This window comes from Burkholderia sp. BE17, from assembly GCF_009362305.1.
Classification (GTDB): Bacteria; Pseudomonadota; Gammaproteobacteria; order Burkholderiales; family Burkholderiaceae; genus Burkholderia; species Burkholderia pyrrocinia_C.
Genome location: NZ_WHNU01000005.1, coordinates 134,528 through 158,472, shown reverse-complemented (window position 1 = coordinate 158,472; position 23,945 = coordinate 134,528). Strand labels below are relative to the sequence as shown.

At 63.1% G+C, this 23,945-nt stretch carries 20 protein-coding genes; 13 read left to right on the top strand and 7 right to left on the bottom strand.

Features of this window, described 5'->3' with window-relative positions; genetic code table 11:
- Nucleotides 1-139 precede the first annotated feature (139 nt).
- Nucleotides 140-379, top strand: coding sequence for a hypothetical protein (locus GD429_RS07105; protein ID WP_152856297.1), 240 nt, complete (start codon nucleotides 140-142; stop codon nucleotides 377-379).
- Between the two features lie 60 nt (nucleotides 380-439).
- Here GD429_RS07105 and GD429_RS07100 read toward each other — a convergent pair whose 3' ends face one another.
- A complete protein-coding gene (locus GD429_RS07100) occupies nucleotides 440-919 on the bottom strand; it encodes a hypothetical protein (protein WP_152856296.1) in 480 nt (159 codons plus the stop codon).
- A gap of 62 nt (nucleotides 920-981) precedes the next feature.
- Here GD429_RS07100 and GD429_RS07095 point away from each other — a divergent pair, with 62 nt between their 5' ends.
- Complete coding sequence (locus GD429_RS07095; RefSeq protein ID WP_152856295.1) at nucleotides 982-1,707, top strand: phospholipase D family protein; 726 nt, start codon at nucleotides 982-984, stop codon at nucleotides 1,705-1,707.
- 306 nt (nucleotides 1,708-2,013) lie between these two features.
- Here the strand turns inward: GD429_RS07095 and GD429_RS07090 are convergent, their stop codons facing one another.
- From GD429_RS07090 to GD429_RS07065, 6 genes are read right to left on the bottom strand one after another with little or no spacing between them, the layout of a single operon-like run.
- A complete protein-coding gene (locus GD429_RS07090; RefSeq protein WP_152856294.1) occupies nucleotides 2,014-3,132 on the bottom strand; it encodes an ImpA family type VI secretion system protein in 1,119 nt (372 codons plus the stop codon).
- Nucleotides 3,133-3,134: 2 nt separating this feature from the next.
- The gene (tssG, locus tag GD429_RS07085) at nucleotides 3,135-4,202 is read right to left on the bottom strand and encodes a type VI secretion system baseplate subunit TssG (RefSeq protein WP_152856293.1); all 1,068 of its coding nucleotides are present in this window, start codon (nucleotides 4,200-4,202) and stop codon (nucleotides 3,135-3,137) included.
- A complete protein-coding gene (gene tssF / locus GD429_RS07080; protein WP_152856292.1) occupies nucleotides 4,202-6,091 on the bottom strand; it encodes a type VI secretion system baseplate subunit TssF in 1,890 nt (629 codons plus the stop codon). Before tssF ends, tssG begins: the two co-directional genes overlap by 1 nt.
- Nucleotides 6,092-6,129: 38 nt before the next feature.
- Nucleotides 6,130-6,690, bottom strand: coding sequence for a type VI secretion system baseplate subunit TssE (tssE, locus tag GD429_RS07075; RefSeq protein WP_321574446.1), 561 nt, complete (start codon nucleotides 6,688-6,690; stop codon nucleotides 6,130-6,132).
- Nucleotides 6,683-7,534, bottom strand: a complete 852-nt coding sequence (locus GD429_RS07070; protein ID WP_152856291.1) for a type VI secretion system accessory protein TagJ — start codon at nucleotides 7,532-7,534, stop codon at nucleotides 6,683-6,685. Before GD429_RS07070 ends, tssE begins: the two co-directional genes overlap by 8 nt.
- Nucleotides 7,531-8,250, bottom strand: a complete 720-nt coding sequence (locus tag GD429_RS07065; protein ID WP_152856290.1) for a TagK domain-containing protein — start codon at nucleotides 8,248-8,250, stop codon at nucleotides 7,531-7,533. The genes GD429_RS07070 and GD429_RS07065 overlap by 4 nt, the downstream gene beginning before the upstream one ends.
- Before the next feature lie 488 nt (nucleotides 8,251-8,738).
- Here GD429_RS07065 and tssH point away from each other — a divergent pair, with 488 nt between their 5' ends.
- The 11 genes from tssH (at nucleotide 8,739) to GD429_RS07010 (ending at nucleotide 23,945) form a co-directional block, all read left to right on the top strand.
- Nucleotides 8,739-11,408: a type VI secretion system ATPase TssH gene (gene tssH, locus GD429_RS07060; protein ID WP_152856289.1), complete on the top strand. Its 2,670-nt coding sequence runs from the start codon at nucleotides 8,739-8,741 to the stop codon at nucleotides 11,406-11,408.
- Between the two features lie 39 nt (nucleotides 11,409-11,447).
- Nucleotides 11,448-11,990, top strand: a complete 543-nt coding sequence (tssB, locus tag GD429_RS07055; protein ID WP_152856288.1) for a type VI secretion system contractile sheath small subunit — start codon at nucleotides 11,448-11,450, stop codon at nucleotides 11,988-11,990.
- 27 nt (nucleotides 11,991-12,017) lie between these two features.
- Nucleotides 12,018-13,511, top strand: a complete 1,494-nt coding sequence (tssC, locus tag GD429_RS07050; protein ID WP_152856287.1) for a type VI secretion system contractile sheath large subunit — start codon at nucleotides 12,018-12,020, stop codon at nucleotides 13,509-13,511.
- 88 nt (nucleotides 13,512-13,599) lie between these two features.
- Nucleotides 13,600-14,085, top strand: coding sequence for an Hcp family type VI secretion system effector (locus GD429_RS07045; protein ID WP_152856286.1), 486 nt, complete (start codon nucleotides 13,600-13,602; stop codon nucleotides 14,083-14,085).
- Between the two features lie 76 nt (nucleotides 14,086-14,161).
- Nucleotides 14,162-14,662 (top strand): type VI secretion system lipoprotein TssJ, encoded by a 501-nt coding sequence (gene tssJ, locus GD429_RS07040; RefSeq protein WP_152856285.1) that lies wholly within the window; start codon nucleotides 14,162-14,164, stop codon nucleotides 14,660-14,662.
- A 31-nt stretch (nucleotides 14,663-14,693) separates the two neighbouring features.
- A complete protein-coding gene (gene tssK / locus GD429_RS07035; protein ID WP_152856284.1) occupies nucleotides 14,694-16,040 on the top strand; it encodes a type VI secretion system baseplate subunit TssK in 1,347 nt (448 codons plus the stop codon).
- A gap of 51 nt (nucleotides 16,041-16,091) precedes the next feature.
- Nucleotides 16,092-17,354, top strand: coding sequence for a type VI secretion system protein TssL, long form (tssL, locus tag GD429_RS07030; protein WP_152856283.1), 1,263 nt, complete (start codon nucleotides 16,092-16,094; stop codon nucleotides 17,352-17,354).
- A gap of 25 nt (nucleotides 17,355-17,379) precedes the next feature.
- The gene (gene tssM / locus GD429_RS07025; protein ID WP_152856282.1) at nucleotides 17,380-21,450 is read left to right on the top strand and encodes a type VI secretion system membrane subunit TssM; all 4,071 of its coding nucleotides are present in this window, start codon (nucleotides 17,380-17,382) and stop codon (nucleotides 21,448-21,450) included.
- A gap of 18 nt (nucleotides 21,451-21,468) precedes the next feature.
- Complete coding sequence (gene icmH, locus GD429_RS07020) at nucleotides 21,469-22,734, top strand: type IVB secretion system protein IcmH/DotU (RefSeq protein WP_321574445.1); 1,266 nt, start codon at nucleotides 21,469-21,471, stop codon at nucleotides 22,732-22,734.
- Complete coding sequence (locus GD429_RS07015; protein ID WP_415748928.1) at nucleotides 22,734-23,027, top strand: PAAR domain-containing protein; 294 nt, start codon at nucleotides 22,734-22,736, stop codon at nucleotides 23,025-23,027. The genes icmH and GD429_RS07015 overlap by 1 nt, the downstream gene beginning before the upstream one ends.
- A 159-nt stretch (nucleotides 23,028-23,186) precedes the next feature.
- The gene (locus GD429_RS07010) at nucleotides 23,187-23,945 is read left to right on the top strand and encodes a hypothetical protein (RefSeq protein WP_152856281.1); all 759 of its coding nucleotides are present in this window, start codon (nucleotides 23,187-23,189) and stop codon (nucleotides 23,943-23,945) included.

Genomic DNA, 23,945 nt, shown 5'->3' with positions numbered 1-23,945 from the left:
GGCGCGGACGAATGCGTATGCCGATCGCTTGAGGGGCCGACACGGCGGCAGGTACAGTTCGGGGTGTCCCCGGCAGCAACGATTGGGACTTCGCCACATGCTAGAGTAGTTCCCATGTCTGGCCGACTTGGAGGCAATTTTGACCGAACTGGACGATCGCAACGTGTTGGCTGCCACCCAGCTCTGCAGGCTCCTCGAACAGCTTGATGCGGTGCTGTCGCAATCGGCTGCTTCCGCGCCCGCGGACCTCGACCGGCAGCTTGCCCGGGTTCGGTCGGCACTGGGCAGGCGACCGGGCGAGGTGCCGAAGCTGGTGCGAAAGCGGACACGCATTCGGCCGGTCATCGACACCAGTGCAGCGCACGCGACGTTGTTCTGAGCCCAGTGCTCGGCGCGCCTACCGGGTGGATGACGGGCTCCGCACCTGCCCGATGGTCTGTCACGGGGATGCTTGATTCGCGTACGGGGTGTCGTTTGCTCGCGCCGGTAGTGGCGATGGCTTGGGGCTGGTGACGAACTGCGTCAGTCTCGTCCAGGCAGACGTGTAACGGTGAGAGGGCAGTGATGCAAGCTGGTGGTCGTGCAGAACCAACAGCTGCTCGATCGCCGCGCACTCGTCGTCGGGCAGTGTCCAGCCTTCTTTGCGTTCGGCACGCGCCGAGCTCCGCTCGAGCGCGGCTTCGGCATCGCGAAAAACTTGTATGCGCTCTGGAGCTGGATCGTCGAGCAGAAAAAATGACAGGTAGACGACCTTGAGCAGGCAGCTCATTTGATCGACGTTGCCGCTGCCCGTTCGCATTGCCACGAGAGCGAGATGGTTTTCGAGTGACAGCGCGCGAACTTTCGAGGCCGGCAACGGGAGAAGCATTTCGCGCGTCAGCGGTTTTCGGCGCGACGGACGGGCGGAACTACGCGACATGGGGCTGGAGTGACCTTGGAGACAACGTGGGATGCCGGATTGTATCGTGCAGATTTCAGTGAGTGTGGTCGGCACCCCCAGCCCGCTTTGCCGAAGCTCCCAATTTTGACTTCCACCACGCAAGGAGACGGGCCATTCCAATCGCAATCGCACTACGCAATCAATTCTCTGGCAGCTACTACCGCGACTCGTTTGTGCGTGCGTTGAAGGCACGTGATATCGATTGCGCATACATCGCCTCGGGTTTCTTCACTGATTTCACCGCTCGCTTGGCAGACACAGCCCCCGACTTCGGAATCGACGAGGAGATGGAAGGGAAGCGAGTGGTTCTTCTCGGTGGCTTCAATGAAGACCCCAAGGAGCTCCGGGAGTTGAGGGACGCGTTGATCCAACGCGGCGTTGAGGCTCAGGCACGTACGCTTCGCCCTCCGGAAAGGGGCGAGGTCCCGCTGCGATGGCACGCCAAGGTTGCGGTGTTTCTCAGTGACTCAAAGCCGGTTCTTGCCATCGTGGGGAGTAGCAACTTTTCAGCGCCAACGATGTATGGTGGCAGCGAGCATAAATTCATCGCTTCTCCAAGTCGAGTCCAGGTGGAAGCAGACAGCTTCTATTGGCTGCGAAGCCACTTGGATGCCGACCAGGTGGTGCATGACGCCTTCCACTACTGGGGGGGCGGAAGGCTTGCTCCACACATTGCCTTTGACCACGAGAAGTTTGACGAGGAGATCGAGAAATTGATCGAATCGACTTACTCGCGCCTGGACTCATTCAGCTGGCGCGACGTTTAAGCTTTTGACAGGTCGTATCCGACGTCGCGCGAACAGGAAATCGCTACGTTAGCGGTGGGCCGGGACAGGTCTGTCCTGAATCAAGATCTCATCCAGACATACCCACGTGAGCAATGCTGAGACAGCAATCGCGGCAGTGAGCGCGAGCAGTCGTGAACGCGTTCGCGACCGACGCGGCTCGTTCTCACGTGGCTTCGGCGGGCGTTCCCGAATTACTCGCTTCAGGTCGCCGATGCCCGTCGAAAACTGGAACGTGGAGCGCCTGTTGTTTTCCATCCTGTCGTATCCGCTCGATGTTTGCCGCGATCACGGGCCTTCGGCCTCGTCCCATTGCGCCAGAAGGTCGGCAGGGATGGCCTTGACAGCTTCAGCGTAGCGTTTCCCGACAAACTGTTCGGCGCGCTTGAGCAAGACCGGGACGGGGCTGCTGGGTTCATTTGTCTCGAACCAGTCTCGTGCTGCACTGATCAATGCCAGAGCCGCCTGGCGGTCGCTGGGCGCGCCGTCAGTGCGCGACGCGACGGACGGCGGTTGGGCCGTGTCGAGGCGCTCGCCGTTGGGTGGCACCGGCAGGGATTCCGCCGCGGCCACTTCATCCGTCATGCGCGCATCGGGATCGGGGCCGCCGAATGCAGATGTGTGATCCGGTGCGGATCCAGTGTGCGGTTCGCCTCGCTGCAGTAGTTGAAGAAGGCGCATCAATGGCGAGAAGTCGGGCAGGTACGATTCAAGATGGGCGGCGCACCAGATGTTGATCGCGGCGAGGTTCGAAATTGTCTCGTCGAAGGCCGACATGGTCGCCGGCTGTTGCAGACGTAGATCCCGCAGTTGCTGCTCGACCGAGTCGGGTGCGATGGCGTCGGCCGGGCGTGGATGCGCAAACGCGCGCTCGACGTCGCGCACCTGCAGTCGCGTGGCGGTCGACTTCATCAGCACGATTTCGCGCACGTCGGTCAGCAGCCCGTCCGGGTCCGCGAGACCCTGCAACGCGTTCATTCGCATGTCGAGTGCGGCCTCGCGATCGTCTTCAACGCCCGCCTGTGGATGGATGGCGTCCGGAAATGTCTGCAGCCAAGTGGCGAGCAATCCCGTCCCTTCCGCGAGACCCGCCGCACCGCCCAAGCGTGCGCGGCAACGCGTGTAGAGCACGGCCACACGCATGTCCTTCGTGCGGAGCATCAGGCGCCGGCAGTCCCGTTCGATTTCGCTCCAGTTGAGCGGTTCGGGCCCACCGACGAACGCGCCGTACTGCACGTCCTGCCTGGGCGCAGCGCCCGCGAACAGGACCACGAAATCATGGTCGTATTCGAGATCCGGGCCGCACGGCGCACCGTCGCTCACGGGCGTGAGCCAGTCGAAGTGCGGCGTTGTCGTGACGGGGGCCAGGCCGGGTTTGCTGTGCACGGCGGATTGCTTCTTGCTCATGGTCAATTTTCGGAATCAGGGGCACGGCGATTGAAATGGCGCACGTAACGCTCGGGCTCGAAGCGCATGCCGGTAATGGGTTTATGTGGGTCCGGGCGTCCCAGCCATCCAGACCAGCCCATGCGTTGCCGGCCACCCATCACTGCCGGTGGCGCACTCTCGGGTTTGATGCGCAGCTCGAGCTCCCATTCCAGCTCGTACCCGACGAACGCCCGTACCCATTCGACGAGCCGGGGCAGGTCCTCGCCCTGGGGCGTAAAGCGCAGATAGGCGTCGAGATCGACCGGCCCGATGACGATCCGAAACCGATGCTGACGATCCGGTGCGACGCGGCCGAGCATCGCACCTTTCCCCATGGTCGCCGCAGCTCCTGGACGTCCCATGCGGCCGCGATCAGCGGGATCGATTTCGATCCAGTGAAACACGTTCTCCTCGATTGTGACCGGTACGCCAAAGTAGCGTTCGAGCGTCGCGCGCAAACCGTCCGGATTGCGCGACTCGCGCACGAGGTGCGGCGCTGCGGCCAGACGCGCGTGTGACGGAAGGGGGCGCCGACTACACTCGGCCACGTCCTGTCCGGTGAGACTGGCGATGTAAAACGAAAACCGCTCGTCGCTCGGTCGGTCAAGGCCGGCGGTCGACTGGGCCGACGCCCATGCGCGATAGAACAGCGTGAAGAAGCGGTGATGGAAGATGTCGAAAAAATCGACCGTTGTCATGTCCCGCCGGCTGTCCTCGCGATCCTTCGCGATCTCGGTGACGTGGATCGGCAGCGGACCATTGGGGCCGAGCATGCCGAGGCCGAACAGGCGCACCTTCAGCCGTCCCGCGGCTTCTTGCGCGCTCGCGACTTCACGCGGCGCAAAGGCAAGGCTCGGCTGCTGGCCGAGCCGGAACGGCTCGGAGCGAGGCCGGCGCGCGGTGCCGATCGGGTCGATCGCCGGGTTCGCGCCGATGCGTCGCAAAAGAGACAGGAACCCGAAGCGCCACGGTTCGGCCTGCAGCCGTTCGAGCAGCTCTGGCGACAGCGTGCTGTCGCGCAGCAGCGCGGGTAGCGTGGCGCGCTTCATCACAGCACTCCGCGTGTGCCGGTGCGCACGGGCCAGCGCGCAATACGGCCGCGCTGCATTGAATGCAATTCGGTTTGCGTAAAGCTGTTGATCGAGACGTGCCGTGCGAGCCAGTGCTCGAGGATGACCCCAAAGAGATAGGGGCTCACTCCGGAGAAGCCGGTTTCGTCGACGGTCAACGCGCACTCGATGCCGCGCCCAAACGTCATCGGGCCGGTCCCCGGCAGCTTCCGCGTTACCGGCCGGGTCTTCACACCCACCAGGCTTTCTACTTGCCGGTTTTGTCCGGAATCGCTATTCGCAACGTAGAGGCGAAGCAGATCACGCAGACCCTGACCGCCTTCGCGGTGATCCAGATCGTCGAGCGGCAGGTAGTTGAAATTGAGCTGGCGGATCAGACGCCAGGCCATCTCGCGCTCGGCATACGGCGGCAGCGGTGGACTCGGCGCGCGGATCAGGCCAATACTCTCGACCGGGGCGGACTCGGCAGTCTCCAGGTCGTGCACGCCATCGCGCGGCACGAGCGTGGCGAGATCGCGGTTCGTCAAGAGTGCGTCGACCGACAAAAAGCGGATGTTCTCGTTATAGGGTGCCTCGTGCTGGTCGACCAGCGAGAGGAACACTTCCGTGCCGACGTAGGGCGTGCGCGTACCGTAGCGGCGCGCCGAATCAGACACGAGCCGTCGTTCGCGCCGTGTCGAAAAATAGCGCCCGTGGTTGCCTTCATCGTTGTTCAGCGTCTGGTAGAGCGGGCGGAACTCGAGCTCGGCGGACGTCGCGGCCACGCGACCGTACACGGTCTCCACCGAGAACACCTCGAAATCGAGCGGCGCAAGTCGCGCCGGCACCAGATGAAACTCGGTTTCGCGCGGCGAGATCTCGATCCGGTCGGTATGTTTGCTGAAGAGATTGATGACCGGCGTGCAGAACAGGGCGAAGCGTGATGCGTCGACGAGGTTGGCGAGCTCGGCCGGCGCGCGGTCGAGCAGCACGACGATTTCGACCTCGCGACCGTCCACCCTCGAAAAGCCCTCGGCCAGGCCCGTCAACGCGAAGAACCAGAACCGCGCTGGGCACGCGAAATACTCGTGCAACAGGTTGTGGCCGTGAAATTTCGTCCACGTCAGCGGCAAGAGATTCTGATCGGTGCGCAGCCCTTCGTGTTCCACCGCGTTTTCGGTGACCGCCGCGGGCGGACGGCCCGGTGCAGCGAACTCACCGGGCGCGCCGATCACGGAGGCGATTGCACCGACATGCAGCAGCTCGAACAGGTGGGAGGCGACCTGCTCATCGCCGGCCAGATAGACGGGGAGCCGGTCGAGCCCCTTCAGGTCAGAGATCCGGACGTCACCGGTCGTCGCGAGCCGCAGCCGCAAGGCGCCGCGCACCTGTGTATCGGGCGGGACGTATCGCGCGAGCCCGGGAATGTCCGGCGGGATACCGGTCAGGCGCGCTTCGGTGATCGTGAGGGGCCACAGCGTTACGTCCTGGCCGCTCGTGAACTGACACGCCGTTCGTTCGCCATCCGGAATGCGTGCGGTGAACGTGGTTCCGCGTGTGATGCGGTACCCATTGGCGAGGTTGCCTTCGGTCCGGCCGGGGTACATGCGCGCGACCGCAATCGACGGTGTGGGTGCAACGTAGTTCGGGTAGATGACCTCGAGCAGCCGCTCGGTAAAGCGGGGAAATTCTGCGTCGAGCTTGATCTGCATGCGTGCAGCCATGAAGCTGAACGATTCGATCAGACGCTCGACGTAGGGATCGGCCACTTCACCCGCCTGCATGCCCAGGCGCCGCGCGATCTTCGGGTGTGCGTGCGCGAATTCAGCAGCCAGCTCGCGCATGTAGATGAGTTCTTGGTTGTAGTAGTCGAGCAGTCGCGGGTCCATCGGAGTGGTCTCGTTGTTGTCGTGGTGCCGCGCGGCGCCTAGCTGGTGCGCATGCCGGTAATTCGAATCTCGCTCGTTTCGAGATCCAGCGAGCTCTGAACCATGAATTCGAGCGGATACGGATCCATGTGAATCAGGCCGCGGACTTCGAACGCGAGGACGTTGTGATGTTCGCCGGCGGCGTCACTGCCGGGGCGAGGCGACACGACAAGGGAGTCGGGAATCAACCGCGGCTCGAAATCCGTGATGGCCTGCCGAATCATGCGCTCGACGTCGTTCCACTGGCGCGACGCGATAAAGGCTCCAGCGAGCGGCGGCACGCCAAAATTCACGGTCGAGGCTGCCGCATGTGGATGGCGCGTGCGATCGATCTGGTCCTCGATGCTCGTCGTGTTGAGCAGATAGGCGAGGTCGCGCTGCACGATGTCCCGCATTTGCTTGCGCGTGACCGCATATTCCTCCGGCGCTTCGACCTGCCGATGTGGGGCATCGTCGCGCAGCCGGTCGAGCAGCGTTGGCATCAGATGCGCGTTGACCCGCCGAGGCGTACGGACCGCCAGCGCATCTGGCCCAGGCGGACGTTTCCTTCGCTCAGTCACCAACACGCTCCCCGATGCTGGCGCCGTCAGCGAGACGGGCGCCGAACTCGGTGCTGGCCAATTCGAACAGGCTGAAGTCGCCCTGATCCGTCGCCCAGGTCTTTTGCCCGAGTGCGGTAACGCCGGTTCGCCCATTCTCCAGCCAGACCGTTTCGCGCCCCAGTCGCATGGCGTCGCCGCCTGTCTCGGAACCCGGATACCGGGCATGCATGAACCCGTGGACGATCGCGCCGTCGACGAGCGTGAGCGTACACGGTGTCCAAACCAGATCGGCCAGCTTCGTCGGCGGCGACACGCGCCAAGCCACCAGATCAGCAAACGGCACCCATCGGTAGTGCCCGGCCGTGATGACCTCGCAGACGGGGCCGAAACGGGAGTCGCTATCGACGATCCAGGCCGCCTTTCCCTGAGGAATCCGGACTGCGGTGCCCGGTGCGGCGTCGAGTGCCGCCTCACGCGCGTCGTCCGCCCGCTCGATCTGTCCGTCGGCGGCAAAGCGCAGGGCGTTCTGCAGACCATCGATCCACGGTGGCGGCTCGAGCACAAAGCCCGGGCGTTCGCGTCCCTCGACCACCTGCTTGCGCCAGCGCTCGGCCCGGATCAAGTCGCGATACACCTGCGCGGTGGGCGCCTCGCCCGGTTCGAGCTTCGCCCACGTCTGCAATTGCTGGACTGCGCGCGTCCATTCACCGGTGACGCACATCAACTGGAACAGGGCCCAACGATGCGACGCGGTAGTCGGCTGTGCACGTAGGCGTGCCGAGACGCGCTCGATTTGCTCGCTGAGTGGCGCCTCGCTCAAGCGATGGGTATGCGGCGTGTCGGAGGCGGTGAGCCGGGTCATCCTTCGTCCTTGCGTGAGGGGGCGGATAGCGGACTGTCGACGCTCAGGGCGTGGTGTTCGCGCCGAGTGAGCGCGGGTGGTAACGCCCGCCCGCGTCGTGCGGCCGCCGCTTGAAATTCGGGTGGGGCGAAGAGCCGCAAAACCTCCGGAATCGGCTCGTCGTCGAGCGCTGTCTCGGTATGCGCACCCAGTCGCTCGAATACGTCCTCGAGCGTCCGATCGCCGAACAGCAGCGCTTCGATTGATTCGGCGCGTTCCAGGTCGTCGTGCGCACGCAGGGCATCGTGCGAGTCCGGGTCGCAAGCATGCGCCACCGGTTCTTCCACCATTGGCGACCACTCTGCGTTAGCCGCCGCATGGGGATCGGTCAGCGCACGCCAATATTGCGCGTGCAGTGTGGCCACCAGGCCGTCGGGACTATCAGCAGCCGCAGTGGACGCGCGGGACGCCCCGTCTAATTGCGCCGCGGTGCTGTCCATGCTTCCAATGCCGAGCTGGTCGAGGACGTCGTCGTTGGTGTGCAGCTGTCCGTCCATCTCGTCCGCAAGGTCGGATCCGGCCGTGCCGGGAACGCGCCACGCGTGCTCCTTGCCGAGCACGGGCTCGGTGTGCGAGAGGTCCGGCGGGCGGCGCCACGGTAGGCGAAGGGAGCGCATCTTGAGTGTTCGATGAGACGAAGTTCGCATTTTAAACACGAGTCCGCGCGTGCCGTCCATCACGACGTCGTTCGATCGGTTATTGAGATTTGTTCAGAATGTTTTTGAGATCGGGCGTTAAACGTCAAAAATGTTTAAGTGTTAAGTTGGAATTTGTTGTAAATCAATGGTCTAGAAAAGTGTGACATACGATTTAACATTCTGCATTGAATTTTGTCGTTGAATAACAATGACTTGGATTATCTTGAAATTCGCGAGAGGGCTGTCGAGAGAGGTCCGGGGGAGCGGCTGGATTGCCATCGGCTAAGCGGGGAGATGTACGCGTTGATCTCGATTCGTTCTTGATGGTGTTGATATCGAGAATGCGTTGACGTCGCCTCGATTTCGTGATGATAATTCGGCACCGATCCGACTTGGCCGTTTGACTCGTATCGGGGAGAGTACGATTTATCGAGTGTTTTCGGTTCCATCAGGTAAGGTGGCTGTGTAGTAGTCCTGATAGGTCTGACGGGGTGCTCGGGGCATCGTAGCCAACAACAAAGACCATCATGACGATTTCACGCCAAACGCTATTCGGTAAGCTCGGGGTCCAGCTTTACCGCGGCATCGAATCCGCAACGAGCTTCTGCAAACTGCGCGGAAACCCTTTCGTTGAGCTCGTCCACTGGCTGCATCAATTGCTGCAGCAGCCGGACGGCGACCTCCAACGGATCGTGCGCCACGCGGGCATCGATCGGGATGCGGTGGAGCGCGATTTCGCGCGGGCGCTGGCTTCATTGCCGGCCGGCGCAAGCTCGATCAGCGATTTTTCGTGGCATATCGAATCGGCGATCGAGCGCGCCTGGGTGCTCGCGACCCTCGAATACGATGACCGCCGAGTGCGCGGCGCGTGGCTGATCGCGGCACTCGTGTCCACGCCCGACCTGCGGCGTGTGCTGCTTTCCATCTCTCCCGCGTTCGGCAAGATCCCGGTCGACGGTCTCGGTGATGTTCTGCCAGCCTGGATCGCCGACTCCCCGGAAGCGGCCGACGGCCCTTACGACCACAGTGAGTTGTCACTCGCCACGCCGGGTGAAGCGTCTGGTGCGATGCCGGGCGCGCAAAAGAGCGGCTCCCTTGAGCAGTACTGCACGGATCTGACCGCGCGCGCCCAAGCCGGTGAAATCGACCCGGTCATCGGCCGCGAACTTGAGATCCGCACGATGATCGATGTGCTGCTGCGCCGGCGGCAGAACAATCCGCTGCTGACCGGTGAAGCCGGCGTCGGCAAGACGGCCGTGGTGGAAGGCCTCGCTCGTGCGATCGCGTCGGGCAACGTGCCACCGAACCTCGCTGACGTGCGCCTGCTGAGCCTCGACGTTGGTGCGCTGCTCGCCGGCGCCAGCATGAAGGGTGAATTCGAGGCCCGTCTGAAGGGGCTGCTCGAAGCGGCCGCCAAGTCGCCAGTGCCCGTGATCCTGTTCATCGACGAAATCCACACGCTGATTGGCGCGGGCGGGCAAGCCGGTACGGGCGACGCTGCCAACCTTCTGAAGCCGGCCCTGGCACGCGGCACGATTCGCACGATTGGCGCGACCACGTGGGCTGAATACAAGCGGCATATCGAGAAAGACCCTGCCTTGACCCGGCGCTTTCAGGTGCTGCAGGTTGCGGAGCCGTCCGAGGCCGCGGCCATCGATATGGTCCGCGGGCTCGTGCAAACGTTTTCGACGCATCACGGCGTTGTGGTGCGTGATGAGGCGATCCGCGGCGCGGTGACGCTGTCGCATCGCTACATTCCGGCGCACCAGTTGCCGGATAAGGCGATCAGCCTGCTCGACACCGCCTGCGCGCGGGTGGCGCTGTCGCAACATGCGACCCCGCGCGAGCTCGACGATGTGCGTCAGCGGCTCGCTGCCGCACGTACCGAAGAGGCGCTGCTCGTGCAGGAGGCCCGTATCGGACTGGATGCGGACAAAGCATTGGCCGGCGTGCGCGCACGCATCGACACGCTGGCGACGGAAGAGGCGGCGGTCGAAACCCGCTGGCGCGACCAGGCTGCAGCGGCGCAAGCGTTACTCGCCGCGCGTGAGGACGCTGCCGGAGAGCCGGAAACCGTTGCGAGGCTGCGCGATCTCGAGCGCGCGCTGGCCAACCTGCAGGGCGACGCGCCGCTCGTGTTCCCGGAGGTCGACGAGGCGATCGTGGCCGAGATCGTGTCGGATTGGACCGGGATTCCCGTCGGTCGCATGGTGACCGACGAGGTCGCGGCTGTGCGCCGATTGCCTGAGACGCTCGAAGCCCGTGTGATCGGCCAGACCGACGCGCTGCGCGTAATAGGCGAGCGTGTGCAGACCGCGCGGGCCGGCCTGACCGATCCCAAGAAGCCGCTCGGCGTGTTCCTGCTCGCGGGACCGTCGGGTGTCGGCAAGACCGAAACGGCGCTGGCGCTCGCCGAGGCACTGTACGGTGGCGAGCAAAACCTGATCACGATCAACATGAGCGAGTATCAGGAAGCTCACACCGTGTCGGGACTGAAGGGCGCTCCGCCGGGATACGTCGGTTACGGCGAGGGCGGGGTACTGACCGAGGCTGTGCGCCGCCGTCCATACTCGGTTGTCCTGCTCGACGAGGTCGAGAAGGCCCATCGCGACGTACACGAAATGTTCTTCCAGGTGTTCGACAAGGGCTACATGGAAGACGGCGACGGCCGCCACATCGATTTCCGCAACACGACCATCCTGCTGACCAGCAATGTCGGCTCCGACCTGACCGCGAGCCTGTGCGCCGACCCGGTGCTCGCGCCCGACATGGACGGGTTGCGGGACGCGCTGACGCCCGAATTGCTCAAAGCCTTTCCGGCGGCCTTTCTCGGTCGCGTGGCGGTGGTGCCGTACCGGCCGCTGGCCGACGATGGGCTCGCCCGCATCGTCCGCTTGCATCTGGGCCGCGTCGTGAAGCGCATGGCCGACAGCCACGATATCGCGCTGACCTTTGATGACGCGGTGGTCGACTACATCGTTGGCCGCTGTCTCGTTCAGGAGACTGGCGCGCGCGTGCTCATCGGCTTTATCGAGCAACACATCCTGCCGCGACTGTCCGCCGTCTGGCTCGACGCCTTCACGTCGAAGGCCCCGATCGCGCGCATTGCAATCGGCGTTGCTGATTCCGCTGCCGCCCCGCTGCGCGCGCTGACGTTCGACGCACTGCCTATCCATTTGGACGCGTCGCTCGGTTGAGCGTCCAGTCCACTTCCCACCGTCCAGGAGAGCCTGTCCATGTCCGCTTCCAGTAGTTCGCAGAAATTCATCGCGCGCAATCGTGCGCCGCGCGTGCAAATCGAGTACGACGTCGAGGTTTACGGGTCGGAGAAGAAGGTTGAACTGCCGTTCGTGATGGGCGTGCTGGCCGACCTGTCGGGCAAGCATCCGGTCGAACCGCTGCCGGCGGTGACCGATCGTCGATTCTTGGAAATCGATATTGACAATTTCGACGAGCGCATGAAGGCCATCCGGCCGCGCGTCGCGTTCGCTGTGCCGAACACGCTGACGGGCGAAGGTCAGATGATGGTCGACATGACCTTCGAGAGCATGGAGGACTTTTCGCCGGCCGCCATTGCACGCAAGGTTGAGCCGCTGCGCCAGCTGTTGGAAGCGCGCACGCAACTTGCCAACCTGCAAACGTACATGGATGGCAAGTCGGGTGCCGAAGCGCTCGTCACGCAGCTGCTGCAGGATCCGGCGCTGCTCAAATCGCTGGCCTCGGCACCGAAGCCCGAGCGCCACGATGGCGGCACGGCCGAGCCGGGCGAAGCGAACTGACCGACGAACTGATTGAGGAAGACCATCATGGCGAAACAGCAATCATCGGCCGCCCAAGCGCAGACGGCCACCCAGTCCGATTTCACGCAACTGCTCGAGAAGGAATTTCGTCCGAAGACCGAGCAAGCACGTGAAGCGGTCGAATTTGCGGTTCAGACGCTCGCGGAACAGGCACTGAGCCAGTCGATCACGATCAGTGACGATGCATACAAGAGCATTGCGGCCATCATCGCGCAGATCGATCACAAGCTTTCCGAGCAGATCAACCTGATTTTGCATCATGAGGACTACCAGTCACTGGAGTCCGCATGGCGCGGCCTGAACCATCTCGTCTCGAACACCGAGACGGATGAACACTTGAAGATTCGCGTCCTGGATGTCTCGAAGACCGAACTGCATCGCACGATGCGTCGGTACAAGGGCTTGGCGTGGGATCAAAGCCCGCTCTTCAAGCAGATCTACGAGCAGGAGTACGGCCAGCTTGGCGGCGAACCGTACGGGTGTCTCGTCGCCGACTACTATTTCGACCATACGCCGCCGGATGTCGACCTGCTGGGCTCGATCGCGAAGGTCGCCGCGGCGTCGCATACGCCGTTCATCACGGGCGCGGCGCCGTCGGTGCTCCAGATGGAGTCGTGGCAGGAACTGGCGAACCCGCGCGATCTGACGAAGATTTTCACGCAGAACCTCGAATACGCCGCGTGGAATTCGCTGCGCAACACCGAGGATGCGCGCTACGTCGGTCTCGCGATGCCACGCTTCCTCGCGCGTCTGCCGTACGGCGCCAGGACCAATCCGGTCGACGAGTTCGACTTCGAAGAAGACACGAACGGCTCGAACCATAGCCGCTACGGTTGGGCGAATGCCGCGTATGCGATGGGCGTCAACATCAACCGTTCGTTCAAGCAGTATGGCTGGTGCTCGTTGATCCGCGGCGTCGAGTCCGGCGGCACGGTGGAGAACCTGCCGTGTCACACGTTCCCGACCGACGACGGCGGTGTCGATATGAAGTGCCCGACCGAGATCGCGATCTCGGACCGCCGTGAGGCCGAACTGTCGAAAAACGGCTTCATCCCGCTCGTGCATCGCAAGAACACCGACCACGCAACCTTCATCGGTGCGCAGTCGCTGCAAAAGCCGGCCGAGTATCACGACGCGGATGCGACCGCCAACGCGAACCTGTCGGCACGTCTGCCGTACCTGTTCGCCTGCTCGCGCTTCGCGCACTACCTGAAGTGCATCGTGCGCGACAAGATCGGCGCGTTCAAGGAACGCGAGGACATGCAGCGCTGGCTCAACGAATGGGTCATGCACTACGTCGATGCCGATCCCGCCAACTCGTCGCAAGACACCAAGGCACGGCGTCCGCTTGCAGCGGCCGAAGTGCTGGTCGAAGACGTCGAGGGCAACCCTGGCTACTACCAGGCGAAATTCTTCCTGCGTCCGCACTTCCAGCTCGAAGGGCTGACGGTTTCGCTGCGGCTCGTCACCAAGCTGCCTTCGATCAAGGAAGCGGCTTAATTCTGAAGGTTGGCCCTCTTGGGCCGGGCGTTAAACCATCATCTCTCGTGGTGTCCGGCCTTTTTTTATTCACTGAAGGAGCATTGGCATGGCACAAGACATCTTCCTGAAGATCGACGGCATCAACGGCGAGTCGCTCGATGACAAGCACAAGGACGAAATCGAAGTCCTGAGCTGGGACTGGGAAATCCTGCAGGAATCGACGATGCACGCAGGCAGCGGCGGTGGCGCCGGCAAGGCGACGGTGAAGGATCTGACGTTCGAACACAACATCGATCGCGCGAGCCCGAACCTGATGAAGTACGCGCTGACGGGCAAGCATATCGACCAGGCAACGCTCGTGATGCGCAAGGCCGGCGGCAACCCGCTCGAGTACCTGAAGGTCACGATGAGCGACGTGATCGTCACGCGCGTGAAGCCGTCGGGTAGCAAGACCGACGCGGAGAAGAGCCGCGAGACGGTATCGCTGTCGTTCGCGAAGGTGAAACAGGAATACGTCGTGCAGAACGCGCAGGGCGGCAGCGGCGGTGCCGTGACGGCCAGCTTCGACATCAAGGGCAACAAGGAAGCGTAAGCAGGCGTTGCGCTGCGCGTCGGCACGATTGCTTTGCCGCACGCGCAGCGCCCCCGTATCCCAAGGTGAAATCTGCATGCGTTCGATCCTGACTGCCGCCACGCTCGCCTGTGTGGTGATTCTCTCGGCCTGTGCGAGTGGCGAGCCGAAGCCCAAGGAGCCTATCCGGCTTGAACTGACCGTCAACGCCCAGGCCGACGTCAACCCGGACGAACGCGGCCGTGCAGCGCCGATCGTCGTACGCCTCTACGAGCTGAAGAACGACAACGCCTTCAAGGCAGCAGATTTTTTTACGTTGCAGACGCAGGACAAGACGGTGCTGGCCGACGATGTCGTCAAACGCGACGAGCTGCAGTTGCGTCCCGGCGAGCATCAGACGATCGTGCGGCGCCCCGGTGCTGACACGACCGCCATTGGCGTGATCGCGGCCTATCGCGACCTGCCGAATTCCGTCTGGCGGGCCGTCTACACGATGCCTACGCTAGACAAGGCGTGGTACAGCTTCTCCGCGCCAAAGCTGAAACTGACTGTCGATCTCGAGGCCAAGGCCGTCAAGATCGAGGAAGCCAAAAAATGAATCACGTCGCTCAACGAAACGGACGCTACGCATGAGCTGGTACGCCAAGGTCGCCTGGCAGGAAGGGCTGTTTTTCCGTCCGCAACTGTTCCAGCAACAGGATCGCTACTTCGAGAAGTACGCGCACATGCGCGCGGCGCCGCTGTCGCCGTTCTTCTTCGGATTTGCGCACTACGCGCTCGATCTGGAGTCGTTGGCGCTGGGCAAGGTGATCGTCAAGTCCGCCGCCGGCGTGTTTGCCGATGGCTCGCCGTTCGATGCACCGGGCAACGCGCCGTTGCCGCCGCCGCTGACGATCCGCCCGGAACACCTCGATCAGGTGATCTATCTGGCGGTGCCAGTCCGACTGCCGAACTGCGAAGAGACGACGTTCGAGAACACGCCGGATTCGCTGGCGCGCTACCTCGTGTTCGATACCGAGTTGCGTGACACGAATTCGATCGGCCTCGCGCCCGAACCTGTGCAGCTGTCGAACTTGCGCTTGCGCCTGATGCCCGAAAAGGAGCTTGGCGACGCATGGATCGGCCTTGCGCTCACGCGCGTGAAGACCATCCGGGCAGACGGCAGCATCGAGCTCGACGACACGCTGGTGCCCCCCGTGTCGGGCTATGGCGCAAGCGACCTGCTGATGAGCTGGGTCACGAAGATTCACGATCTCGCACGCCTGCGCGCGAACGCGCTCGCGCAGCGGCTGGCGGGCACCGACGACACGACGGCGAGCGCGGCGACAGTCACCGACTACCTCCTGCTGCAGATCCTGAACCGGTATGAGCCGTTGCTGCAGCACATGCTGCGGGTGCCCACGACGTCGCCCGCCGATGTGTACGCGTTGTTGATCAGCATGGCAGGTGAGCTGTCGACCCATCTGCGCACGGATACACGCCGGCCGCTCGACACGCATCCGCCTTATCAGCACACGACGCCGCACCTGTGTCTGAAGCCAGTTGTCGACGACACGCACCGACTGCTCAACGCCGTACTGGTGCGCAGCGCACAAAGCATCGCGCTCGAAGACCGCGGCCACGGCATGCGCAACGCGGTGGTCGATCCGGTCGATATGCAGGGATTTACCGCCGTCGTGCTGGCCGTGCATGCGGCCATGCCGCCGGACGTACTGCAGCAGCAATTCCTCGCGCAGGCGAAAGCCGGCCCATCCGACAAGCTGCCGAGCCTCGTGCGCAGCCACCTGCCGGGCATCGGGCTGCAGGCGCTGCCGGTGCCACCGCGGCAGATTCCGTTCAACGCGGGCTATATCTATTACGAGTTGACCCAGGGTGGACCGCTCTGGGACGAAGTCGTGCGCCACGGCGGTCTCGCGCTGCACGTGGCGGGCGATTTCCCGTCGATCAAACTGGAACTGTGGGGCGTACGCGCGTAAGCACGCAACGGCAACCATGTATTCACAAACCGCGATCCGCTACGTCTCGCCATGAGCAATTCATATACCGGCACCGGTGTGTCCGAGGAACGAGCAACGTCTGCCTCCGTTCTCCCGCAATCTGCTTCATCCGGCGGGACCGTTGTTCCTTTTCGGGAGCGGCTCATCGCGGTCGAGCAGGCGTCCAATCCGTTGCGGGAAGCGGCACGACCGCTCCTGCGTGCGCTCGCGGACATGCCGGACCGCCTCGCCCCGGAGGAGACCTTCGCGCTTCGAGACCTTCTCGAACAAGAGGTGCGTACGTTCCAGAAACTGTGCGAGCAGGCGAACATTCGGCGCGACCACACGATTGGCGCGCGCTATTGCCTGTGTACGGCACTCGATGAGGCGGCGACGCAGACCGCATGGGGGAAAGGGGGATCGTCCGGGATCGAATGGATCAGCAACGGTCTTGCCACCACGTTCCATGAAGACCGTCAGGGTGGCGAGAAGGTCTATCTGCTGATTGGCAGACTCCTTGCCGAACCACGCGAGCATCTGGACCTGCTGGAAGTCATCTACGAGATTCTCAGCCTGGGCTTCGAAGGGCGCTATCGACACGAGGCGAACGGCAAGCGCAAGCACGATGCGATTCGTCAGCGGCTTTACAACGAGATCACCTCGCAGCGCGGGATCGCACCCACGGCGCTGTCGCCGCACTGGCAGTCGGACGTGAAAGGCAAGCGGGTGTCTTTCTATGATTTTCCGGTCTGGATCACCGTCACGTTGTTGTCGGTGATTCTCCTCGGTCTCTTCGGCTGGTTCAAATACGAACTGATGAGCCGCAGTGCGGTCGTGGAGAAGCAGATCGCTGATATCGGCCGGATGACACCCCCACCGGCACCGCCGCAGTTGCATCTGAAGCAGCTGCTCAAGGACGAAATCGCGGCAGGCACCGTCAGCGTCGACGAGGATGCGCGTCACAGCGCGGTGACGTTCCGGGGCGATGCGATGTTCCCGCCTGGCGGCGTCACGATCAAGAGTGCGATGGCGCCGCTCGTCGCGAAAATCGCGGGCGAGATCGTGAAGGTGCCGGGCAAGGTCACGGTCCTTGGCTACACGGACAACCTGCCGATCCGCAGTCGCCAGTTTCCGTCGAACGAAGCGCTGTCGGAGGAACGGGCGACCCAGCTCTTGCAGATGCTGCAGGCCGCGGGTGTGCCGGCCAACCGTCTCGAAGCGGTTGGCAAGGGCGACGCCGATCCGATTGGCGATAACCGCACCGCCCAGGGCCGCGCGCAAAACCGGCGCGTCGAGATCGTTGTCGCGCAATAGGCCAGATCCGCTTTCGGAATAGACCATGAAGAAGTTTTTGTCATTTCTCGCCTCGCGCCAGTTTCTCGCGTTCCTCGCGCTGATCGTAGTCGCGCTGGTGATCTGGTTCGTCGGACCGTTCTTCGCATTCGGTGGCCTCAAGCCGCTGGCCGGTGCCGGCATGCGCGTACTGCTGATTGCGCTGCTTCTCGTGGGCGTGTTGCTCTGGCTCGGTGGCTGGTCGACGAGCATCGTGTTCGTCGCGCTGTTGTGTCTGCTGATCTGGTATGCGGCGCCCTTGCTGTCGTTCGGCCATGCGTCGCCGTTCGAGCCCGTTTCGGCCCGACTCGGTGCGATCGCGCTGGTAGTGGTGGTATTCGCGCTGCTCTGGATGTTCCGGCTCTGGCAGAAGATGCGCGAGGACGAGGCGTTCCTGAAGAAAGTACTGCGTTTCGGCGGCAAGACGGAGGAATCGCCCGCTGCACCGCGCCTGAAAAAGGTCGAAGCAATCGTCACGAGCGCACTGGCGCGACTGAAGTCGATGCGCACGGGTGCGCGGGGACCGGGCAAGCTGTTTCAGGGCAAGCGCTACCTGTACGAACTGCCCTGGTACATCACGCTTGGCTCGCGAGGGACGGGGAAGACGAGCGCCCTGCTCAACGGTGGGCTTGCGTTCCCCATTGCCGAGCAGATGCAGCGAGCGGCCGGGACGTCCGCGGGTGATGCCGCAGCTGTGGACTGGTGGCTGACCAACGACGCGGTGCTGATCGACACGGCTGGCTATTACACCCGCCACGGCACCTCGATGGTGAAGGACGGGGAGGGGCTGGCCCCGTCATCGGACCGGCCGATAGCGGCCGCATTGGGTGAGGATAATGCAGGCAAAGACGGCGAGGACAAGAAGCCCGACGCATCAGGCGATACCCAGGCGGTGACCGTCGCAAAGTCGAGTGCCAATATCGTTCCGATTCGTGCTGACTCGCCGGAGCAACGGGAAGCGCTTGATCGCGCGGAATGGCTGGGTTTCCTCGGCATGCTGCGCCGCCACCGGCCGCGAGCCCCGATCAACGGCGCGCTGCTGGCTGTCGATCTTGACTCGCTGGTCGGCGCCGACGAGCAGAAGCGCCTCGCCGAGGCGTCGGCGCTGCGTGCGCGACTGGGCGAACTGCGCAGTGAGCTTGGCATCCGCTTCCCGGTCTACGTGCTCGTCACGAAAATGGATCGTCTGACGGGGTTTGCTGAGTATTTCAGCGGCCTGACGGCCGAGAGCCGCGCGCAAGCGTGGGGTTTTACGTTGCCATACGGCAAGGAAACGGTCGCGAAGGAGGGCTTGCGTGCGCGCTGCCATGATGAGCTGATGCAGATGGCGGGCCGGCTGTCCGGCATGATTCACACGCGCCTGCAGGATGAGGATGAGACGCACAAGCGCCGGCAACTCGCGGCGTTGCCGGAGGAGTTCTCCGCGCTGGTCGGACCGCTCGTCGACCTGATCGATCGCGTGTTTCTCGATTCCCGTTATGACGACACCCAACTGCATTCGACGCTGCGCGGCGTCTATTTCACCAGCGCGCAGCAAGGCGGACACTCGGTTGTCGCCGAACGCGACACGGTCGTGCAGCGCCTCGCACCGAAGCAAGGGCAAGCAGGCGCGGCCGGTGGGCATGAGGGTAACCGGAGCTTTTTCCTACACGACGTCCTGACCCGTGTTGTGTTCCCGGAAGCGCATCTCGTCAGTCCCAATTTGCGGTGGGAATACCGCTACCGACTGCTGCGCCTGATTGGCCACGCGCTCGCCTTGCTGCTGTTCGTCTGGCTCGCACTCGGATTGCGCGTGAGCTTCGGCAACAACAGCGACTACCTCGACGTCATCGGCCGGAAGGTCCAGGCTTTGGCGGCCCGCGTGACCCAGCTGTACAAGGAACCCCAGCCGGAGGCCGTGCCCGACACGCTGACCGAAGCGCGCTATTTGCCGACCTTTCCGAATCTGGACCTGTCCGATCCCGGTGGTGCGTGGCGTTACGGCCTCTATACGCCACCGGACATCGTGACGGAGAGCGGTCGCACCTACGATGCGCTGGAGGACAACCTGCTGGTGCCGCAGATTGTGCGCCGGATGGAAAGCGTGATGTCCGGGGCGATTGCCAACAAGGATCCGAAGGCCGCTTACGATGCGCTGCGTGTCTACCTGATGCTTTACGACAAGGCGAAATTCAATGCCGGCGACGTGAAAACATGGGTGCTCGATGACTGGGCGAAAAACGACAGCGCGGCGGTTTTTGGCGGTCGTGCGTCGATGATTGATCACGTTCAGCAGCTCTTTTCGGGGGAGCGCGTCGTGAAATCGCCGCTTATCCGCAACGATGCGCTGATCCAGCAGGCACGGGCGTTTCTCGACGGCAGCAATGCGACCGATCGCCTGTACCAGCGCGCGAAGGCCGCGATGCTGAAAGAGGCGCCGGACGAGTTCACGCTGCTGCGCGCGGTTGGGCCGCAGGCCGGCACCGTGTTCACCCGGGCGAGCGGCCAACCGCTTTCGCGCGGCGTGCCGGGTCTCTTCTCATTCGATGGCTATCGGAACCTGTTCGACAAGCGGCTTGCCGAGTTCGTCCAGATCGCACGCGACGACGATGCATGGGTGATGGGCCGCTCGTACCTGGGCGAGGCTCAAAAAAAAACGGCTGAGATTGTGAGCACCGTAACCGGCGCGGACGATGCTCTGACGGACGCAGTCCGTCGCGAGTATCTGATGGAGTACGCGCAGCAATGGGATGCGTTCCTCAACGATATTCGGACGGTGAGCGGCACAAGCCTTGCATTCAATCTTCAGGTGTTGCGCAGCTTCGCCGCACCCGACTCGCCGCTCGGCCGACTCGCTCGCGCGGCCGTACATGAGACGACGCTCACGGCGCCGGTGACCGGGTCGGACGGATCATTCCTGCAGAAGGCGGCCGATCAGCTCAACCAGAAGGCGGACAAGGCGCTCGGCATCCGCGCGTCAGAGCGTGTCGAACGCGAACTCGTCGACAGCCATTTCGCCGCGCTGCGCGAGGTTGTGACTGGCAATGCTGATTCGCAGGCCGGCGCCCAAGCCGCGGCGGCCCAGGCCGGGAAGACGGGTTTCGACGGCGTGACGAACCTGTTGAACGACTACTACACGGCGCTCACGGTCTCCGACAACGCGTTGTCGAACAACAGCATGCCGCCGGCGAGCGACACGGCTGCGAAGCTCAAGATGACCGCCAACACGATGCCGGCGCCGTTCCGGGCAGTGCTGCTGCAGCTCGCCGCGGACGGCTCGCACGAGGTCAATCAGGGGATCGGCCAGTTGCTGTCGCGCCAGATGCAGGCGGTCGTCGGCGACACCTGCCGGCTTGCCATCGAAGGCAACTATCCGTTTTCGCCGGACAGCAAGCGCGACGTCAGCATCGACGACTTCACCCGTGTATTCGCGCAGGGGGGCGTGATCGACGACTTCTTTGGGAAGACACTGGCGCCGTTTGTCGATACGTCGGCGAAACCGTGGCGCTACAAGACGCTCGCGGGTGCGACGGAACCCGTTCAGGGACCTGATCTGGAGCCGTTCGAACATGCGAAGGCAATCCGCGACGTGTTCTTTATCGATCCGGGTCGCAAGCAGCTCACGTGGAAGGCCGATATCCGGATTCCGGAACTGGATCCGACGATCACCAGCCTGTCGCTCGACATCGACGGGCAGACCTCGCTCTATCAACACGGGCCGGTTGCGCCGTTTGCGGTGACGTGGCCCGGGCCACGCGGCGGTGTCCATACGGAGATCACCGCCAATCCTCGCATCCGTCCCGACACGTCGACGCTCGCGGCTGATGGTCCATGGGCGCTGATGCGTTTGCTCCAGAAGGGGCAGGTGGTGGAAACCGCCACGCCCGGCCGTACCCGCGTCGCCTTCGATTTCGATGGGCGCAAGGCGGTGCTCGACGTGGCGAGCACCGGAAGCGTGGCGAATCCGTTGACAAGCGATGTGCTGAGGACCTTCCGCTGTCCGAGTTCGATGCCGGTATTCAACCTGTCGGATAGTGGCCCACCCCCTGGGCTGCCGCGCGGTACGACATCGGCGGGCCCGGCCAATGTCACCCAATAACGGCGAGGGGCACGCACGGTGACGATTTCGACAGTCGACTCGCGAAACTACGCCGGAGTACTGGCGTCGCCGCCGCTTAGCGTGCGACTCAAGGCGGCGGTGCAATCGGTAAATCCGTTGCTTGAGTCCGCGCGAGTCTTGCTTCTCGCGCTCGCGGATACGCCCGCCACACTGGAACCGGACGCCGTTTTGCAGCGGCGCAAATGGCTCGAGCAGGAACTGCGGATGTTTCTGCGGGTTTGTCGTGAACTGCAACTGCCGTCGGATCATGTCGTGCGGGCGAGCTATTGCCTGAGCGCTGCGCTTGATGAGGCCGCGATGCAAACCCGTTGGGGAAAGGGCGAGGGTACCGGCAGCGAGTGGCAGGCCAGCAGTCTTGCCGCGGCGATGGGCCACGATCGACAGGGCGGCGATCGCGTCTTCCACATGATCGACGAGGTACTTGGCGCGCCGGGCGGACATCTCGACCTGCTCGAGCTGTTTCAGAACGTGCTCGATCTTGGCTTTCGCGGGCGATACCGTTTCGAGCACGATGGTCCGCGACGACTGATGAACATCCGCGAGCGCTTGCACGGCGTAGTGATGGCAGGAGAACAGGGCGCGGAAGCCGTTGTTGCGGACGACGTCACGGCCAATCGTCTCGTCCCATCCGTTCGTGTCGGCGGGGCGGCCGTTTCGCGAGGGCGCATGGTCGATCCGTGGATACGTCCGGCTCGCGCGCGTCGGTCACGCTGGTGGATTGTCGCCGGTGTCGTGGCGGCGTTGCTGGTGGGGGCGGGTGGGTACCTCGCGGTCAGGGAATCGCGCCACGCGGATCAGTCCGCTCAGGCAGCGACACCGATCGATCGATTGGGGGCGGTGTTGGGCGAGCAGCTGCGCGACGAAATCGCCGCGGGCAATGTGGAGCTGATCAGGGATAAGGCGGCCGACACGGTGACGCTCCGATTCAACGGAATGTATGCACCGGGCGACGTGACCGTGGCCCCATGGTGGGCGTCCGTGATGGCATCGGTCGGACGGGCCATCGCGAGCTCGCCGGCTACCCCGCGCGTCCTCGTCACGGGATACACCGACAACCTGCCGGCGAGTGCCGCTCATCAGGGTTCGAATCACGCGCTGTCCAAAGCCCGTGCCGAGCAGGTCGCGCAGATTTTCGCCGCGGCCGGCGTGCCGACGGAACGCATTAGCGTGGTGGGACAGAGCGATGCCGATCCGCTGGCCAATAACGCGTCGAAGGAAGGGCGGTCGAGAAATCGTCGTGTCGAAGTGACCGTGTCGAATTGATGCCTTTTACCGAATCACCCATTTACGAACCGGAGCTGGATATGCAGGATGCACAAGGCCGAAACATGGTGCGCTTGGGCGACACCACCGATCACGGTGGCAAGGTCGTCGAGGCGACTGACGAGGTGAAGCACTTGGGTATCCCGGTCGCGCTCGACCAGCACGGGGTGATGTGTCCGAAGTGCGGCGGCATTTTTCCGCTGCTCGCCACCGGGCCTCGTACGCATCGGGGTCGCCTCGTCGGCTACGTCGGTGACAAGACGGGTTGCGGTGCGACCGTGATCGGTTCGTGATTGAGGTAACAGAACATGCTGACTCTAGTGCCGGCATGTGCGGGCCGAATCGATAGGTTCTCCGCAATGGCGCGAGTTGAACATTTCATCGAGTTGTACCAGTCCGGAATCGTGCGACGACCGGAGCTCCGGTCAAAGAAGGGCAACTGAGCCAACCTCATGGAAAAGATGCGCAAGCAAATGTGGAAACGACAGAAAGCTATCGTGGTAACTCTGATAGCAATTTTGTGCGCGACGTTGACTCATGCCCAGCAATCTATGTTGGTCTACTCGGCGCCGGTTGATGATGATTTTGAGATTGATAAGCCTCTTGCTGAAGATCAACGCGCCATGGTCCGGGACATCATGAGGACAGCAATCGGCATCTTGCGCGATGGTCAATCGTATGATCCGAGCAACGTTGATTTCGGCAGGAGCGTGCAGATATGGAGACACGCTAAAGCGGGTATGAGCTATTACTACGAAAATCGCTTGCTGCACTCGTCGCTCGTGACGCTTGAAGAGCGGTACTCCGCGCGCGATTCCGGAGTCGATCGTGATGAAATCGTAACCGTTCCGGAGAGCGTTTCAATCTTCCTCAGTCCGCGGATAGCTGGAATACCAGGAGCGGAGATCAAGTCCACTCTTCAACTCGAAGACTATTGGGTCGATTCGCATGGACATCGGGTCCGTGAGAACGAGAATGGATATCGCAGACCGGAAGCGCCGAACGTGCAGCGTTTTGCCTATCGGTCGAAGGAGCTTCCCAGCAGCAAGTTTCCCGTCGATGTTCAATTCTCCTACTTGAATCCTGTTGATGGATCATCACCACCACTGTTGGAATCCATCACCATTCGACGTGTAGAAGCGACTTCGGCGCGGGGGGAACACAAGCAGCCGTGCGTCGACGAGATGCAAGCGAACGACAACGGAATTTGA